16 protein-coding genes are annotated in these 14,975 nt (G+C 63.2%); 12 read left to right on the top strand and 4 right to left on the bottom strand.

Going from position 1 to position 14,975, the window contains the following annotated elements; genetic code table 11:
* Positions 1–52: 52 nt before the first annotated feature.
* Together HMA55_RS04290 and HMA55_RS04285 are read left to right on the top strand one after the other, a co-directional pair.
* Positions 53–3,196 (top strand): DNA translocase FtsK, encoded by a 3,144-nt coding sequence (locus HMA55_RS04290; protein ID WP_181191828.1) that lies wholly within the window; start codon positions 53–55, stop codon positions 3,194–3,196.
* Between the two features lie 229 nt (positions 3,197–3,425).
* Positions 3,426–4,601, top strand: coding sequence for a TerC family protein (locus tag HMA55_RS04285; protein WP_181191827.1), 1,176 nt, complete (start codon positions 3,426–3,428; stop codon positions 4,599–4,601).
* On the opposite strand, the gene HMA55_RS04280 is transcribed toward HMA55_RS04285, so the two are convergent.
* Positions 4,598–4,882 carry a YciI family protein gene (locus HMA55_RS04280; RefSeq protein ID WP_181191826.1) on the bottom strand — a complete coding sequence of 95 codons (285 nt, stop codon included), beginning with the start codon at positions 4,880–4,882 and terminating at the stop codon, positions 4,598–4,600. The genes HMA55_RS04285 and HMA55_RS04280 overlap by 4 nt on opposite strands.
* Positions 4,883–4,931: 49 nt before the next feature.
* On the opposite strand from HMA55_RS04280, the gene pgsA reads away from it, so the two are divergent.
* The 4 genes from pgsA to HMA55_RS04260 all read left to right on the top strand — a co-directional run bounded on the left by pgsA (position 4,932) and on the right by HMA55_RS04260 (position 7,364).
* A complete protein-coding gene (gene pgsA / locus HMA55_RS04275) occupies positions 4,932–5,471 on the top strand; it encodes a CDP-diacylglycerol--glycerol-3-phosphate 3-phosphatidyltransferase (RefSeq protein WP_181192051.1) in 540 nt (179 codons plus the stop codon).
* Positions 5,468–6,007 carry a CinA family protein gene (locus HMA55_RS04270; protein ID WP_181191825.1) on the top strand — a complete coding sequence of 180 codons (540 nt, stop codon included), beginning with the start codon at positions 5,468–5,470 and terminating at the stop codon, positions 6,005–6,007. The genes pgsA and HMA55_RS04270 overlap by 4 nt, the downstream gene beginning before the upstream one ends.
* A gap of 23 nt (positions 6,008–6,030) precedes the next feature.
* On the top strand, positions 6,031–6,402 hold the full coding sequence (locus tag HMA55_RS04265) for a helix-turn-helix domain-containing protein (protein WP_181191824.1): 372 nt from the start codon (positions 6,031–6,033) through the stop codon (positions 6,400–6,402).
* A 71-nt stretch (positions 6,403–6,473) separates the two neighbouring features.
* The gene (locus HMA55_RS04260) at positions 6,474–7,364 is read left to right on the top strand and encodes a PspA/IM30 family protein (protein ID WP_181191823.1); all 891 of its coding nucleotides are present in this window, start codon (positions 6,474–6,476) and stop codon (positions 7,362–7,364) included.
* A gap of 79 nt (positions 7,365–7,443) precedes the next feature.
* Here the strand turns inward: HMA55_RS04260 and HMA55_RS04255 are convergent, their stop codons facing one another.
* Genes HMA55_RS04255 through HMA55_RS04245 form a run of 3 tightly spaced genes read right to left on the bottom strand, consistent with a single transcriptional unit; the run spans position 7,444 to position 9,307 of the window.
* Positions 7,444–8,049 (bottom strand): energy-coupling factor transporter transmembrane component T family protein, encoded by a 606-nt coding sequence (locus HMA55_RS04255; protein WP_181191822.1) that lies wholly within the window; start codon positions 8,047–8,049, stop codon positions 7,444–7,446.
* Positions 8,046–8,735 (bottom strand): energy-coupling factor ABC transporter ATP-binding protein, encoded by a 690-nt coding sequence (locus HMA55_RS04250; RefSeq protein WP_181191821.1) that lies wholly within the window; start codon positions 8,733–8,735, stop codon positions 8,046–8,048. Before HMA55_RS04250 ends, HMA55_RS04255 begins: the two co-directional genes overlap by 4 nt.
* Before the next feature lie 5 nt (positions 8,736–8,740).
* On the bottom strand, positions 8,741–9,307 hold the full coding sequence (locus tag HMA55_RS04245; RefSeq protein ID WP_181191820.1) for a biotin transporter BioY: 567 nt from the start codon (positions 9,305–9,307) through the stop codon (positions 8,741–8,743).
* A 42-nt stretch (positions 9,308–9,349) separates the two neighbouring features.
* Here HMA55_RS04245 and HMA55_RS04240 point away from each other — a divergent pair, with 42 nt between their 5' ends.
* From HMA55_RS04240 to miaB, 6 genes are all read left to right on the top strand, one after another.
* On the top strand, positions 9,350–9,565 hold the full coding sequence (locus HMA55_RS04240) for a DUF3046 domain-containing protein (RefSeq protein ID WP_181191819.1): 216 nt from the start codon (positions 9,350–9,352) through the stop codon (positions 9,563–9,565).
* A gap of 224 nt (positions 9,566–9,789) precedes the next feature.
* Complete coding sequence (gene recA, locus HMA55_RS04235; RefSeq protein WP_181191818.1) at positions 9,790–10,920, top strand: recombinase RecA; 1,131 nt, start codon at positions 9,790–9,792, stop codon at positions 10,918–10,920.
* 3 nt (positions 10,921–10,923) lie between these two features.
* A complete protein-coding gene (recX, locus tag HMA55_RS04230) occupies positions 10,924–11,505 on the top strand; it encodes a recombination regulator RecX (protein WP_181191817.1) in 582 nt (193 codons plus the stop codon).
* Positions 11,506–11,552: 47 nt separating this feature from the next.
* Positions 11,553–12,269 carry a 6-carboxyhexanoate--CoA ligase gene (locus tag HMA55_RS04225; RefSeq protein WP_181191816.1) on the top strand — a complete coding sequence of 239 codons (717 nt, stop codon included), beginning with the start codon at positions 11,553–11,555 and terminating at the stop codon, positions 12,267–12,269.
* On the top strand, positions 12,266–13,414 hold the full coding sequence (locus HMA55_RS04220; RefSeq protein ID WP_181191815.1) for an aminotransferase class I/II-fold pyridoxal phosphate-dependent enzyme: 1,149 nt from the start codon (positions 12,266–12,268) through the stop codon (positions 13,412–13,414). Before HMA55_RS04225 ends, HMA55_RS04220 begins: the two co-directional genes overlap by 4 nt.
* Before the next feature lie 18 nt (positions 13,415–13,432).
* A complete protein-coding gene (gene miaB / locus HMA55_RS04215) occupies positions 13,433–14,965 on the top strand; it encodes a tRNA (N6-isopentenyl adenosine(37)-C2)-methylthiotransferase MiaB (protein WP_181192050.1) in 1,533 nt (510 codons plus the stop codon).
* The last annotated feature ends 10 nt before the right edge of the window (positions 14,966–14,975 follow it).

Genomic DNA, 14,975 nt, shown 5'->3' with positions numbered 1-14,975 from the left:
CGCCGGTGTGGCGCAAGGTGTGAATGTGACGTAAGGCGTTAAAGTTACATGCATGTCTGTCAAAAACACCGCGCCGCGCTCGTCGCGGTCTTCTACGCGCCGCCCCGCCGGCGGCACCCGCTCTGGCGGTCCGGTGTCCATGACGCACCCGCCGACATCCTCGAACGTCGCCGCTGACACCGCTGACGAGAGGGTCGGATCCGCATACAAAGCTGTTGGAAGTTCTCTCGGTGCGGCGGCGCGCGGCGTTGGATCGTTCTTCCGTCGCGACAAGCACGAGCATGACGACGCAGCTTCTGCATCCCCACGTCGCCCACGTCGCAGAGACGACTGGGACGAGGAATTTGATGTGATGGACGACTACGACGAGCAGGCCGAGAACCTCAGCCGTCGTGGCCCCACTGGTGAAGAGGGTGGAGACCGCCAAAAGCGGCCGCGTCGCCAGGGGCCCAGCACGTTCGAAACCCACGCAGACGCGTGGGGTCTCATCCTGATTGGGTTGGCAGCTGTCATCGGCGGATCGGTGTGGTTCGATGTGGCCGGCCCCGTTGGCGATCTGATTTCAACCGGTACGCACTGGCTTATCGGAGCTGGCGCCCTCATTCTTCCGGTCATTTTGGTGGGGATCGCCATTGCCCTGATGCTCAACGTACGCACCACAGATGAGGTGCGAGCACGGGTGACACTTGGGTTGGCAATCATCGCGGTCGCAATGCTGGGGCTCATCCACGTCTTCGCCGGAAACCCTACTTCCTGGGCGGAACGCAAGCTCGCTGGCGGTGCTTTCGGTGCGATTACAGGGGGCGTCCTGGCAGCGGGTTTTTCCTCGTATGTTGCGGTGCCGCTGCTTGGTCTAGTCATTCTCTATGGGGCGTTAAAGGCCATTGGCATCACCGTGCGCGAGGCGTACGACTACATCAGGGATCTGGTTTCGAGGATGTTGTCTAACACGGACACCCCCGACGACCAAGAGTCGGATCCTTACGGCCACGTATCTAGCGATCTGGATGCCATCGCAGAGGGGCGGGATCGTCGCGCTGGGCGAGATCGGCAACGTGATTCCGCCAAGCGTCCACCGTTGCGCCGTAACCGGGGCACTACGCAGAACGAACCCGAGCAAGTCCAGCGGCTCGAAGCCCGTCGTCGACCCACGCCTATGGAGAGCTACCCGGCTGACGGGGACGGTGAGCTTGACCTGTTCGACTTTGCCGACGAAGTTGACCAGCCGGACTCACACGCTGAGCCTGTCGCAGACACGGCTGTGGTGGAACGCCCGGCTCCCTCCAAACGGGCTGCTCCCGCTCCGAAACCTGCGCCGCCTGCGGTTTCGAAATCGGCGGTCTCGGCGCACTCTCAGCGCGAGAACGAGCCCCCGAGTAACGAAACTAAGGCGCTGCCGCGTGAGGAACCGGAGGTTGGGCGTCGAGAAGCGGGCGCTCCCGATGCGGTAGCAAGTTCCCGCGAGCAGATGGCCAAGGCGATCGCCGCTCGCTCCGGCATCGATGCCTCCAAGATCCCGGCGACGACGCCGAAATCCGAGACCGAGACACCGGCGCCGAAGCAGGTGCGCAAGATCCCGCAGGGCGACTACGCGCTGCCGTCGACCGAGCTGCTGTTGGCAGGCAACGCCCCCAAGACCCGCACCGAGGCCAACGACCGCATGATCGAGGCGATCACCGACGTCTTCGAGGAATTTAACGTCAACGCCCAGGTCACCGGATTCTCGCGCGGCCCGACAGTCACGCGCTACGAGGTGGAGCTGGGCCCGGGCGTAAAGGTCTCGAAGATCACCAACCTGCAGTCCAACCTGGCGTACGCCGTGGCCACGGACAACGTTCGCCTGCTCACCCCGATTCCCGGGAAATCTGCCGTGGGCATCGAGGTACCTAACGCCGACCGCGAGATGGTGCGCCTGCGCGACGTGCTGGACGCGCCGAAAGTTGCGGCGCAGGACGACCCGATGCTCATCGGTCTGGGCAAGGACATCGAAGGTGATTTCATCGCCAGCTCGATACAGAAAATGCCGCACCTTTTGGTCGCCGGTTCCACCGGTTCCGGTAAGTCCGCGTTTGTGAACTCGATGTTGATCTCGCTGCTCACCCGCGCCACTCCGGAAGATGTTCGTCTGATCCTGGTGGATCCGAAGATGGTGGAGCTGACCCCGTACGAGGGCATCCCGCACTTGATCACACCGATTATCACGCAGCCGAAGAAGGCCGCAGCGGCCCTGCAGTGGCTGGTGGAGGAGATGGAGCAGCGCTACATGGACATGAAGTCAGCGCGCGTGCGCCACATCAAGGACTTCAACCGCAAAGTCCGCTCCGGCGAATTGACCGCCCCTCCCGGATCCGAGCGCGAGATGCGCCCGTACCCGTTCATCGTGTGCGTCGTGGATGAGCTCGCGGACCTGATGATGACGGCGCCGAAGGAGATCGAGGAATCCATCGTCCGCATCACCCAGAAGGCGCGTGCGGCCGGTATTCACCTGGTGCTTGCAACGCAGCGTCCGTCCGTGGACGTGGTCACCGGCCTGATTAAGACGAACGTGCCGTCGCGTCTCGCGTTCGCAACCTCCTCCCTGACGGACTCCCGCGTCATCTTGGACCAGGGCGGCGCTGAGAAGCTCATCGGCATGGGCGACGGCCTCTTCATCCCACAGGGAGCAGGCAAACCGCAGCGCCTGCAGGGCGCGTTCGTCTCTGACGAGGAAATCCAGGCTGTCGTGGAGGCGGCAAAGTCCCAGCAGGATGAGCCGGACTACGTCGAGGGCGTCACTGAAGACAAGCAGGCGGAAGCCAAAGTCATCGATGACGACATCGGCAAGGACATGGACGACCTGCTCGAGGCCGTCGAACTCGTGGTCACTTCCCAGCTCGGCTCCACTTCCATGCTGCAGCGCAAGCTGCGCATCGGCTTTGCCAAGGCGGGCCGCCTGATGGACCTCATGGAATCCCGTGGCGTCGTCGGCCCGTCCGAGGGATCCAAGGCCCGCGAGGTGCTGGTCAAGCCCGAGGAGTTGGAGACCATCATCTGGATGATCAAGGGCGCTGACCCCGCCGAGGCACCTAAGGACGCCATGCTTGACGACGACCCGTCCGGCGACAGCGCTTCCCAGTCCGGCTCCGCGGACAGCGAGGGCGAATCCGATACCCGGACGGTGACCGCGGCCTACAACCCGACCGGCGGCGCGTTTTAACGGTCGCGGGCGCCCGGCGATGAACACCTGAACGCCCGCACGCAGCCCTGGCTGAGGCGGCACTTCGCCGCAACTCGTGTAATGTAAGGCGCGCTTGGAGGGGAGTACCCCGGAAGCGCCCAGGATCGTCAGCACGGTGCCGTCGAAAAGCGGTGGCCCCGGTCCGGGCCACCCACGAGGGTGGGGGAGACCTCCGGTCTTTTTCGCAACGTTGACCGGAGGCTTTCATATGCATGTGCCCTTGTACATTTGGTTGATCACTTCAGCGGTGATCCTCGGCTTTTTCATTTTCGACTTCGTCTCGCACGTGCGCACCCCGCACGAGCCGACCATGAAGGAGTCGGGCGGTTGGGCGCTGTTCTACATGTCCATGGCCGCAATCTTCGGCGGGATTGTCTGGTGGTTGTGGGACGGCGAGCACGCGCTGCAATTCTTCACCGGCTACATCACCGAGTTGTCGCTCAGTGTGGATAACCTCTTTGTGTTCGCGCTCATCATGGGCTCGTTCAAGATTCCGCGTGCGTACCAGCAAAAAGTGCTGCTCATCGGCATCGTCATGGCGCTGGTGTTCCGCCTCATCTTCATCCTGGTCGGTGCCGTGATCATTTCCGCCTGGGCGTGGGTGTTCTACATCTTCGCAGCGTTCTTGATCTACACGGCGATCAAGCTGCTGTACGACGAGGCCACCGACCAGCCAGAGTCCGATCCGAACGATATGTTCGTGGTCAAAACATTGCGCAAGGTCATCCCCGTGACCAAGTCGTACCACGGCGACCGTCTTGTCTCTGCAACTGAGACGGGCAAGAAGGCCGTCACCCCGTTGTTTGTCGCGCTGCTATCCATCGGCTTTATCGACGTGATGTTCGCCTTCGACTCCATTCCGGCGATCTTCGGAATCACGCAGGAGTCCTTCCTAGTCTTCACCGCCAATGCGTTCGCTCTTCTAGGCCTGCGTCAGCTGTACTTCCTGCTCAACGGCCTGCTGGATAAGCTTGTGTACCTGCCGTACGGTTTGGCCATCATTCTGGGCTTCATCGGCGTGAAGCTGCTGCTGCACGCGCTGCACGAGAATAACCTGCCGTTTATCAACGGTGGCGAGGGCATGAATGTCCCGGAGGTTGGCACCGTGGCGTCGCTGCTGGTGATTGTGGGGACGTTGGCCGTCACTGCGATCGCCTCGCTGATGAAAGATCGCGCCGACGTCAAGGCGGGCCGCAAGGACGCAGAGGAGAAGGCTTTCCACATCGACTTCGACGACCACGGCAACCGTCGCAAGGTTGACAAGTACGGCAACCACGTCGAGTGGATCGACGATCCGGCGACTTCAGGCAGGGGCGACCACACCGCCGACGGTTCGCGCGACACCGGTCACCTCGACGTCGCCCGCGGCGGCCGCGGTGCCTAGCTAAAAATGTTCATTACCGGGTTCCATTCGCGGATCTCGCGCGCCGCGAGTGCCCGGGCAACGGTGTAGGGGTCCTCATCCAGCACCGCGGAGGCGTCCTTGTCAGTTGCCGTGTCCGGTAGCTGAAGGATGATGAGCGCCTGATCACCGCCGGCGTACGGCCCGGAGCCGACGATCCGGCCCAGAGCGAGCTGCGATGCGATAAATTCGCGGTGCGCGGGACGGGTAGCGTCGACGATGGACTTCTCGCCGTAGGTATACGTAGCTGCGAAATACTTCATGCGGGGAAGTCTAGAACCCCGCCCTCAAATGGGTATGGTGGAGGCCGTGATGCAACCCGCCAAGCAGTCGAATTGGAACCTCCCGAACATCCTGACTTCGCTGAGGATCCTATTCATTCCGGTTTTTGCCTGGCTGGTGCTTTCAGAACGCTGGTGGTGGGCGTTCGGCCTTTTCGTCGCCCTAATGATTACTGACAAGCTCGATGGCGACATCGCGCGCGCCCGGGGGCTGATCACGGACTTCGGCAAGATCGCCGATCCGATTGCGGATAAAGCCTTGATGATCGCCGCTCTGGTGACGTTGAACATCGCTGGCCCGCTTCCCGTGTGGGTCACCGTTGTCATCGTCGCCCGCGAGTTGGGCATCACTGTGTGGCGCATGCTGATGCTGCGCCACGGCAAGGTGGTGCCGGCATCGAAGGGCGGCAAGCTGAAGACTGCGCTGCAGTCGTTGGCCGTTGGCATGTATCTGTGCCCGCTGCCCGCGTGGATGGACACACCGACGTTCGTGGTGATGCTGGTCGCAGTCGCGGTGACGGTGGTCACCGGGATGCAGTACCTCATCGATGCAGGAAAGGTGAATAAGTGACCACAGCGCAATTGCTTATCGACGAGCTTCGCGCCCGCCAACAAACCATCTCGTTCTGCGAGTCCCTCACCGCCGGTCTCACCTGCGCCACTGTGGCGAATGTGCCTGGAGCGTCGGATGTGCTCGTCGGTGGGTTGGTGACGTATTCGGCACAGTTGAAAACCTCGCTCGCCGGAGTTCCGTCGGAATTGATCGAGCGCGAGGGGGTGGTCTCCGCTGCCGTTGCCCGCGAGATGGCCCGCGGTACGCGCCGTAGGTGTAACTCCGACTGGGCGGTGTCTCTCACCGGCGTAGCTGGGCCGGATGCGCAGGACGGCGTTCCTGCCGGGACGGTGTGGATCGGTCTCGCTGGCCCGAGGTGGACAGCGTCATCTCAAGCTGCCGATCTGTTGGACCCGGCCAACGGCCAATACGCGCTTGTGCCCGGGGCGGCGACCCCAGTGCGTGTCCTGGCGGGAGGCCGCAACGATGTCCGACGCCTAGCAGCGGAAGCTGCCCTGCTGGGCGCGCTTTCGGGTGTTCGGGAACAAACCTAGGTGCCGAGTCGTTGGATACTCTGATGACCACGACAACTTTGCTGTATGACACCCCGGTTGATCTGCCTCTCGCACCGGCAGAGGCTGCCCCGGCTTCCCGCAAGGGTTCCCACGAGCCGCTGTTCCGCGAGGCGCTTGGTATGTCTTTGCGCGCGTTTCGGGCTGACAAGGGGGTGACGCTACGCGCTCTCGCGAAAGAGGCTCGGGTGTCCTCGGGGTACATTTCCGAGCTGGAGCGAGGCCGTAAAGAGGTTTCGTCCGAACTCCTTGCCTCGTTGTGTGAAGCGCTGGGCACCACGGTTTCAGAGGTCTTGCTAGAGGCGGTGGCGAATATGTCGCTGCACTCGTTCAACGAGGAACTTGAGCGCACAACCCCCGCAGCTGCCGAAGCGTAGGTGCGGAACCGCGACTACAGTGGTTGGCGTTTAACGCAATCTACTGACAGAAAGGTCACGGTGTTCTAACCATGGCGAATCCATTTTCCAAGTTCTGGAATTACTTGATGGCGCTTTTCGATAACAAGATCGAGGAGAACGCCGACCCGAAGATCCAGATCGAGCAGGCGATCAATGACGCTCAGAGGCAGCACCAGGCACTGTCCCAGCAGGCAGCTGCCGTAATTGGCAACCAGCGCCAGCTGGAGATGCAGCTCAATCGCCGCCTGGAAGACGTGGAGAAGCTACAAGCAAACGCACGCCAGGCACTGCAGCTGGCGGACAAGGCACGTGCCGAAGGCAACGCGCAGAAGGCACAGGAGTATGAAAACGCCGCTGAAGCGTTTGCCGCGCAGTTGGTTACCGCGGAGGCTGGCGTCGAGGACACCAAGCAACTGCACGATCAGGCCCTGCAGCAGGCCGCTCAGGCAAAGCAGGCTGTCGAACGCAACGCCGCGCACCTTCAGCAGCAGGTTGCGGAGCGCTCGAAGCTGCTTTCCCAGCTCGAGCAGGCGAAGATGCAGGAAAAGGTCTCCGAGACCATGCAGTCCATGAACGCCATCACGTCGACTGGGCCCAACTTGGACCAGGTTCGCGACAAGATCGAGCGCCGCTACGCTAACGCGCTCGGTGCTGCCGAGCTGGCGCAGAACTCCATCGAGGGCCGTATGGCCGAGGTTGAACAGGCTGGTATCCAGATGGCCGGCCACGGCCGCTTGGAGCAGCTGCGCGCCGAGATGGCAGGCGAGCTGACCTCCGGCAACAAGCAGGCCATCGAGCAGGGGAACCCCGCCCAGGGTAGCGCCGCTGCCTCCCAGGCGGGCGCCCAGCAAGCCGGTTCCGCTACCCCGGCTGGCCCGGCTGGCACAGAGGTTTCCGACGACGCGGTCGCTCAGCGCATGCGTGAGCTGCGCGGCGAGTAGCACAACACACGCCGATAAACTCGTTCCGCCCGGTCCCTCGCATGAAGGGGCCGGGCGGAACGTCGTCGTTAAGCAGGTGCTAGTCCACCGCGCCGCGGGCCATGAGCGCTTCCCCCATCATCTTCGCGCGGCGCACAGACCGAATCACCAGCGGGATGCCGAATGCGGTGAAGGAGAAGCCGACGCCGCGGGCCTTGCGCGCGTCGAGCACCTCGTTCGCAGTCGCCAGCGTGAGGGGGATCAACCGAATCGTCAACGCGATGGTCAGCGACACCAGCTCGCCGGCGCGCCCGAACGGCGCAAGTGCGCGGTCCAGTTCGGCAAGTAGTTCCTCCACGGGGGTGGTCAACGTCAACAGGTTTGCGGCGGCAATGGTGGCAAGAAGCCCGATAAGCACCGTGAGGGCGGATGCAACGCCGTTTTGCCACACCATAAATGCGCCGAGGAAGACCAGCACGGGCAGCAATGGCACCAGCTGACGCCACGCCACGCGGCCGGGGATACGCGCCCAAACGTAGAGCGCAGCCACGAACGCAAGGGCGATCACGGCGTGCCAGGGCTGCGTCGGCAACGCGGTGACGCCGATGATGAAGGCTACGAGCAACACGAATTTCAGCGCTGCTCCCATGCGGTGCAACAGCGTCGTCCCCGGCACGTAAACACCGAGGGGAAGTTCCCGGATCATGGCTTCGCATCCATGAGGTCGGTGTAGAAGGCAATGGCCTCACCCGGTGCGCCGTCGTAGACCAGCTGGCCGTCGTCGATGACCAGCACCCGGTCGAAGTCGCACAGCATCTCCAAGTCGTGGGTGACCACGATGAGCTGCTGGTCGAGTGCCATCAACTCGCGCACGATGCGGCGCCGGTTGCGCAGGTCCAAAAGCGTGGTCGGCTCGTCGGCGATAATGGTGTCCGGCTCGATCACCAGTACTGACGCCAACGCGAGCATTTGCTTCTCGCCGCCGGAGAGGGTGTGGGGGGAGTGCTCGGCACGATCCGTCAGCTCGAAGCGCTCAAGCACTTCCGCCACGCGGCGCTTCACTTCGTCGCGGGGCAGTTTGAAGCGACGCAATGAAAAGGCTACGTCGTCGGCGACGCGCGGCATGACAATCTGCGATTCGGCGTCGGAGAAGACGAACCCGACGCGTTTGCGGATCTCCTTGCCGTGTTTTTCGGGCGTGAGCCCGTCGTAAAGCACAAGCCCGGATGTGGGTTCGATCAGCCCGTTGATCAGTCGCACCGTGGTGGATTTGCCGGAGCCGTTTGAACCGATGACGCCGATGCGCTGCTCGGTGAGGCTGACGTTGAGCGGCGCGAGTACTTGCTCGCCGTCGTAGTTCACGGCCGCGTCGCGGAATTCGATGGCAGGCATTGTGCTTAGCGACGGCTCCCGCGCAGATCCGGAAACGCCTGGTGCACCGCGAACGCGATGGCGATCATGAGTACGGTCTTGCCGGCGTCAGGGACGAGGAACGGCGCCTGTGCTGCCCAAGCCGCCCCGAACGTCATCTCCGCACGCCACATCAGACCGAACACGCCGCAAAGGTACTGGAAAAACAAACCGATGAATCCGGCTAAAACCAGCACGCCCACCGTCGCCCCCTTGTTCGAGCGGAACGGGGCGGTGTACGCGATGGCGCCCGCCACCGCTGCGGATACGAGGTAGCCGGCGAGGTAGCCCACAGTGGGGCCGCCGAGTGCTGAGATAACCGTGCGTCCGCCGGCGAGCACCGGCAGCGCCAGGCCTACAAGCAGGAAGATCGCGGCGGTAAAGAATCCGCGGCGCCACCCCAACACCAGCCCGGCGAGGATGACGGCAGCGTTTTGTAGCACGATGGGAACGCCCGCGGTGCCGACGGGAATGGATACGAAACCGAGGATGATGATGATTGCGGCGAAGACAGCAATCAGCGCGATGTCCTGCGCAGTGGAGTTTTTGCTCATGCGCGGGAGTGTACCGGGCCGGTGGCGTGTACCCTCGGCTCCATGCGTTTGACGGAGTTTCACCAGCTTGTGCAGGACGAGTTCGGCTCCGGCCGGGCGCAGTGGATCATCCAGACTCAGGTGCTGCCGGGCTTTGACAAGACGTCAGCTGAGCTCATCGACGATGGTGTGGACCCGCGGGAAGCGTGGCAGGGGCTGTGCGACGCGTTCGACATCCCCGAAGCGCGCCGCCTTGGCATCGACCGCCCGGGGCGCTGAGGCGTCTGCCAATCCAAGGCGACGCGTTGCGTGTCCCGTTGCAGTTCGAACACGTTTGCGTGTATCGTTTTGCGTGTCGCGGTCGCGTTCTACAGTGTGTCTCGTTTTCCGCGGGAGTTTTCTCGGTAGTTGAGGGAACCGAAGCGGTATGGCGATACGTCTAATGAGGAAACTGTGCACGCGACGCATCTCGCGCCGCCGACTACTTGGAGGTTGAACACCACATGGCAACGAAGAAGAAGGCTGCCGCCTCGGCGGGCAATGACCGCCAGAATGCTCTTGACGCCGCATTGGCGATGATTGAGAAGGACTTTGGCAAAGGCGCAGTTATGCGCTTGGGCGACGAAAACCGTCCGCCGATTCAGTCCATTTCCTCGGGTAACACCGCGATCGATGTGGCGCTCGGCATCGGCGGTTGGCCGCGCGGCCGCATCGTCGAAATTTACGGTCCGGAATCGTCCGGTAAAACCACCGTGGCGCTGCACGCCATCGCGGAGGCGCAGCGTGCCGGCGGCATTGCGGCATTCATCGACGCCGAGCACGCACTCGACCCCGACTACGCGAAAAAGCTCGGAGTGGATACCGATAACCTCCTGGTCTCCCAGCCGGACACCGGCGAGCAGGCGCTGGAAATTGCAGACATGCTGGTTCGCTCCGGTGCGATCGACATGATTGTGATCGACTCCGTGGCCGCCCTGACCCCAAAGGCCGAGATTGAAGGCGAGATGGGCGACAGCCACGTCGGCCTGCAGGCTCGCCTGATGTCCCAGGCGCTGCGAAAGATGACCGGTGCGCTGTATAACTCCGGTACTACCGCGATCTTCATCAACCAGCTGCGCGAGAAGATCGGCGTGATGTTCGGCTCGCCGGAGACCACTACGGGCGGTAAGGCGCTCAAGTTCTACGCCTCTGTGCGTTGCGACGTCCGACGGATCCAAACTCTGAAGGACGGCCAAGATTCCATTGGTAACCGCACCAAGATGAAGGTGGTCAAGAACAAGGTTTCCCCGCCGTTCAAGATCGCCGAGTTCGACATCATGTACGGGGAGGGTATTTCGCGCGAGTCCTCCATCATTGACATGGGTGTGGAAAACGGCATTGTGAAAAAGTCCGGCTCTTGGTTCACCTACGAAGGCGACCAGCTAGGCCAGGGCAAGGAAAAGGCCCGTATCTTCCTCAAAGAAAACCCGGACCTGGCAAACGAGATCGAGGACAAGATCTTCCAGGCGCTGCACGTGGGCAAGTACGCCAACGTCTCCGACGAGCTGACGGATGACCCGGTGGACATGGTCCCCAACATCGACTTCGATGATGAGGACGATGTGGCGGGTGCGGCACCGGCGAACGCGGAGTAGCGGGTGCCGGATCCCGACAAGGTTGCCCGGCTGCAAGCTGCGCTTGACGCGTACGAGTCGGGCACTGGTCTGTTCGACCGTGAGCGTGAAGAAGCGCTGGCTCCAGTTCGCAAGCGTGCCCTAGGGTTGCTGGACCAGCGTGCGCGTTCCCGGTCGGAGCTGCGGGAGCGGTTGATCAAGGCGGAGTTCGAGCCTCAGCTGGTGGATGAGGTGATCGACGGTCTCGCTGGCTCCGGCTTGGTCAACGACGCTCAGTTCGCCCACGAGTGGGTACGCCAGCGTGCGGCTCGCCGGGGCAAATCCGCCCGAGCCTTGGACATGGAGCTGCGGGACAAGGGTGTCGCGGGGGCGGACCGGACCGCCGCTCTTGAGCAGATTTCCGAGGACGATGAGGAGCGAACCGCACGTGCGGTTGCGTCGAAAGCTGCACGCAAGGTCAGAACCGCCCCCGCAGACCGCGCCGAGTATGACAAGTATCTGCGCCGCATTGTCGGCGCTCTCGCGCGGCGCGGCTTCAACCAGGGCATGGCGTTGCGCATCGCGCGCGAAGAGCTCGACGCGCGGATCGCGGAGCGTGAACAATAGCGAAAAAACTTGAACGGTGTTCAGGGCAGTCTTTTAGACTGGTGAACATGGCATTGTTCAGCGTGAAGATGCGCTCCAGCGCGCTCGGCGCCCACATATCCGGCGCGGAGCGAATCGTGGAGGAACACGAGGTCGGCACCGTCTGCGCCGCCATGAGCCGGCGGGCGCTTTCTCACGGCAAGGGCCAGCCCGATTCGATAACGATTACGGTGGCAGCAATCCATGGCGATGTCATGCGTATCCCGGCCCTCTCGATCACGGAGGCAGGCTCCCGCGCTCTGGACGAAGCCCGCGAGGTAGTGCTGCGGACCCTCGACCCGCTGACTCCGCACGCGGAGCGCGCGTGGGAACTCTTAACTAGCGTGCGCGACATGCGTGGCGCGATCCTCTTCGATGCCTCCACCGGCGAGCGTCTCGAGCGGGATCATGCTCGCGGCGTGCGGGTGACGTCGATGGATGCCGCCACAGCAACGGGGGAGCGCCCCGAGCAGGGATCCGGAAAGACGCGGATAACCGACGCGCTAGTGCTCGCTTCCAAAGTCGCCCACCACCCAGCGGTGCTTGCGGAAGTGTGTATTTCGGACGATCCGGATTACACCACTGGCTACGTGGCAACGCAGTCGCTCGGCTACCTGCGTGTGAGAAACATGAAACCGGCGGGGTCCCCTATAGGTGGGCGTCTTTTCGTGGTGGACACGAACGATACGGCAGACTTGGTCCACTATCTCGAGCACACCCCCGTGCTTGTTGGAGGCGCTCAATGAGCTGGCTGGACCGCGATGCCCAGCGTGTCCTCAACAACTGGCGAGCGGCTGGGCTCGAACGCACCCCCGCTGTGTTTTGCACGGGCCAAGGCCCGGTCAGCGGCATCGACGGCGAGGAATACGTATTATTCAGTTCTTCGAATTACCTAGGCCTGGCGGAGCATCCCGCGGTGAGGGGCGCCGCCGCACATGCGCTTGCGCTGCTCGGTGTGGGCTCCGGTGGATCACGGCTGACTACCGGAACCACCGAGGCACATCGCCAGGTTGAGCGCGATTTCGCCCGCTTCCTCGGGTACGAGGACGCCGTATTTTTCTCCGCCGGGTTTCTCGCCAACACGGGTGTGCTGCAGGCGCTTGCCGGGCCCGATGTCCTCATCCTCTCCGACGAGCGCAACCACGCCAGCATCATTGACGGCTGCCGGCTCGCTAAAGCGCAGGGCGCGACGGTGCGCGTCTTTCGCCACCGGGACCCCGCCCACGTCGGCGAGTTGCTTGCCCAGTACAACGGCAACGCCCTCGTGGTCACCGACGGGTTGTTTTCGATGGACGGCACGCTTGCACCAGTACCGGAGTTGCTCGAGGTATGCCGTGCTCACGGCGCGGCGCTCATGGTCGACGACGCCCACGGCACCGGCACCCTTGGCGCGACCGGCCGTGGTATCAACGAGCATTTCGCGCTTCTCGACGACCATCCGGACATCCTCGTCGCCACCGCATCGAAAGCCCTCGGAGTAGAGGGCGGGGCAGTGGCTGCGTCCGCCCCGGTCGCGGGGATGCTGCGGCAGAAGGCCCGCACGTTCGTGTATTCCACGTCGTCTGCTCCGGCCACATGCGCGGCGGTGTCGGCCGCCATTGGAATCCTCGAAGGGGCAGAAAGCCCGGTGCCGGCGCTGCACCGCAACATCCGCAGACTGGCCACGCACCTCGGCATGGGGGAGTGGCCGAGCCCTATCATCCCGGTCCCCATCGGGGACGAAGGCGAGGCGGTACGCGCCTCTGCCGCGCTGCGCGCCGCCGGGTATTTCGTGCCCGCCATCCGCTGGCCTACCGTGCCGCGAGGTGCCGCCATGCTGCGGGTGACGGTGATGGCCAGCCACACCGACGAGCAGATCGACGGGCTCGCTCACGCCATTTCGCGGTTGTAGCCCTCCTGGTTAGACTGTCTGGCCGTGACTACGGCGAGCAGCACCCACACCAGCAATCCGCGCACTTACGAGGTGCGCACATTCGGCTGCCAGATGAATGTGCACGACTCCGAGCGTCTCTCCGGCATGCTTGAGGACGCTGGCTATGTTGCGGCCGAGACCGGAGTGGAGCCGGACCTAGTGGTCTTCAACACCTGCGCGGTGCGCGATAACGCGGATAAGCGTCTCTACGGCTCCCTTGGGCAGTTGAAAAACGTCAAGGCTGAGCACCCGGGCATGCAGATCGCCGTCGGTGGTTGCCTCGCGCAGAAAGATCGCGACACCGTTATCGAGAAGGCTCCGTGGGTCGACGCTGTCTTTGGCACCCACAATATCTCCGCGCTGCCGGCGTTATTGGACCGTGCCCGCGTGGAGGACGAGGCCCAGGTTGAGATTGCCGAATCCCTCGAGATCTTTCCGTCCGTACTCCCCGCCAAGCGTGAGTCCTCCTACGCCGGCTGGGTGTCCATCTCTGTGGGCTGCAATAACACATGCACCTTTTGTATTGTGCCCAGCCTGCGAGGCAAGGAGATCGACCGCCGCCCGGGAGAGATCCTCGCGGAGGTTAAGGCGTTAGTGGATCAGGGAGTCTCTGAGGTCACCCTGCTCGGCCAAAACGTGAACTCCTACGGGGTGAATTTTGTCGACGCCGACATGGAGCGCGACCGCTCCGCGTTTTCGAAGCTGCTGCGCGCCTGCGGCGATATTGAGGGGTTGGAACGCGTACGGTTTACCTCCCCGCACCCGGCGGAATTCACCTCCGACGTCATTGATGCGATGGCGGAGACGCCCAACGTGTGCCCGCAGCTGCACATGCCGCTGCAATCCGGTTCGGACAAGGTACTCAAGGACATGCGCCGGTCCTACCGCTCGAAGAAGTTCTTGGCCATCTTGGACGAAGTCCGTGAGAAGTTGCCGCACGCCGCGATTACCACAGACATCATCGTTGGTTTCCCGGGTGAGACCGAGGAGGATTTCCAGGCCACGCTCGACGTGGTGGAAAAGGCGCGTTTTACCTCTGCGTTCACGTTCCAATACTCGCCGCGCCCGGGCACGCCAGCGGCGGACATGGAGAAGCAAATCCCCAAGGCGGTGGTGCAGGAACGCTTCGAGCGGCTTCACGCGCTGCAGGAGCATATCAGTGCGGAGGAGAACGCGAAGCTCGTCGGTACGCGCCAGGAACTTTTAGTGCAGGAAGACGGCCGCAAAAACGACCGCACTCAGCGCATGTCGGGGCGTGCCCGCGACGGGCGCCTGGTGCACTTCGCACTCGAGGGCGCCATTGACGGCGAGGTTCGCCCGGGCGACTACGTCACGGTCACCGTCACTGAGGCGAAGCCGCACTACCTGATCGCGGATTCCGGCATCCACGAGCACCGCCGCACTCAGGCGGGCGACAACTCCGCGCGGGGCGAGGTGCCCACCACCGCGCCGATCGGAGTGGGTCTCGGCCTGCCGTCCATCGGCCGGCCCGCCGCTGTGCCGGCGGATTCCGCCTGCTGCGGCGGCTAGGGCTACAGTT

This window comes from Corynebacterium wankanglinii, from assembly GCF_013601005.1.
GTDB classification, from domain to species: Bacteria; Actinomycetota; Actinomycetes; order Mycobacteriales; family Mycobacteriaceae; genus Corynebacterium; species Corynebacterium wankanglinii.
Note: the sequence above shows the minus strand (reverse complement) of the source record. Positions and strands in the feature narration are given on the sequence as shown.

What these genes read in the sequence shown, in the direction of transcription:
- HMA55_RS04290 (WP_181191828.1), top strand. Translation starts at nt 53, where the DNA reads ATGTCTGTCAAAAACACCGCGCCGCGCTCGTCGCGGTCTTCTACGCGC.
- HMA55_RS04285 (WP_181191827.1), top strand. Translation starts at nt 3,426, where the DNA reads ATGCATGTGCCCTTGTACATTTGGTTGATCACTTCAGCGGTGATCCTC.
- HMA55_RS04280 (WP_181191826.1), bottom strand. Translation starts at nt 4,882, where the DNA reads ATGAAGTATTTCGCAGCTACGTATACCTACGGCGAGAAGTCCATCGTC.
- pgsA (WP_181192051.1), top strand. Translation starts at nt 4,932, where the DNA reads ATGCAACCCGCCAAGCAGTCGAATTGGAACCTCCCGAACATCCTGACT.
- HMA55_RS04265 (WP_181191824.1), top strand. Translation starts at nt 6,031, where the DNA reads ATGACCACGACAACTTTGCTGTATGACACCCCGGTTGATCTGCCTCTC.
- HMA55_RS04260 (WP_181191823.1), top strand. Translation starts at nt 6,474, where the DNA reads ATGGCGAATCCATTTTCCAAGTTCTGGAATTACTTGATGGCGCTTTTC.
- HMA55_RS04255 (WP_181191822.1), bottom strand. Translation starts at nt 8,049, where the DNA reads ATGATCCGGGAACTTCCCCTCGGTGTTTACGTGCCGGGGACGACGCTG.
- HMA55_RS04250 (WP_181191821.1), bottom strand. Translation starts at nt 8,735, where the DNA reads ATGCCTGCCATCGAATTCCGCGACGCGGCCGTGAACTACGACGGCGAG.
- HMA55_RS04245 (WP_181191820.1), bottom strand. Translation starts at nt 9,307, where the DNA reads ATGAGCAAAAACTCCACTGCGCAGGACATCGCGCTGATTGCTGTCTTC.
- HMA55_RS04240 (WP_181191819.1), top strand. Translation starts at nt 9,350, where the DNA reads ATGCGTTTGACGGAGTTTCACCAGCTTGTGCAGGACGAGTTCGGCTCC.
- recA (WP_181191818.1), top strand. Translation starts at nt 9,790, where the DNA reads ATGGCAACGAAGAAGAAGGCTGCCGCCTCGGCGGGCAATGACCGCCAG.
- HMA55_RS04225 (WP_181191816.1), top strand. Translation starts at nt 11,553, where the DNA reads ATGGCATTGTTCAGCGTGAAGATGCGCTCCAGCGCGCTCGGCGCCCAC.
- HMA55_RS04220 (WP_181191815.1), top strand. Translation starts at nt 12,266, where the DNA reads ATGAGCTGGCTGGACCGCGATGCCCAGCGTGTCCTCAACAACTGGCGA.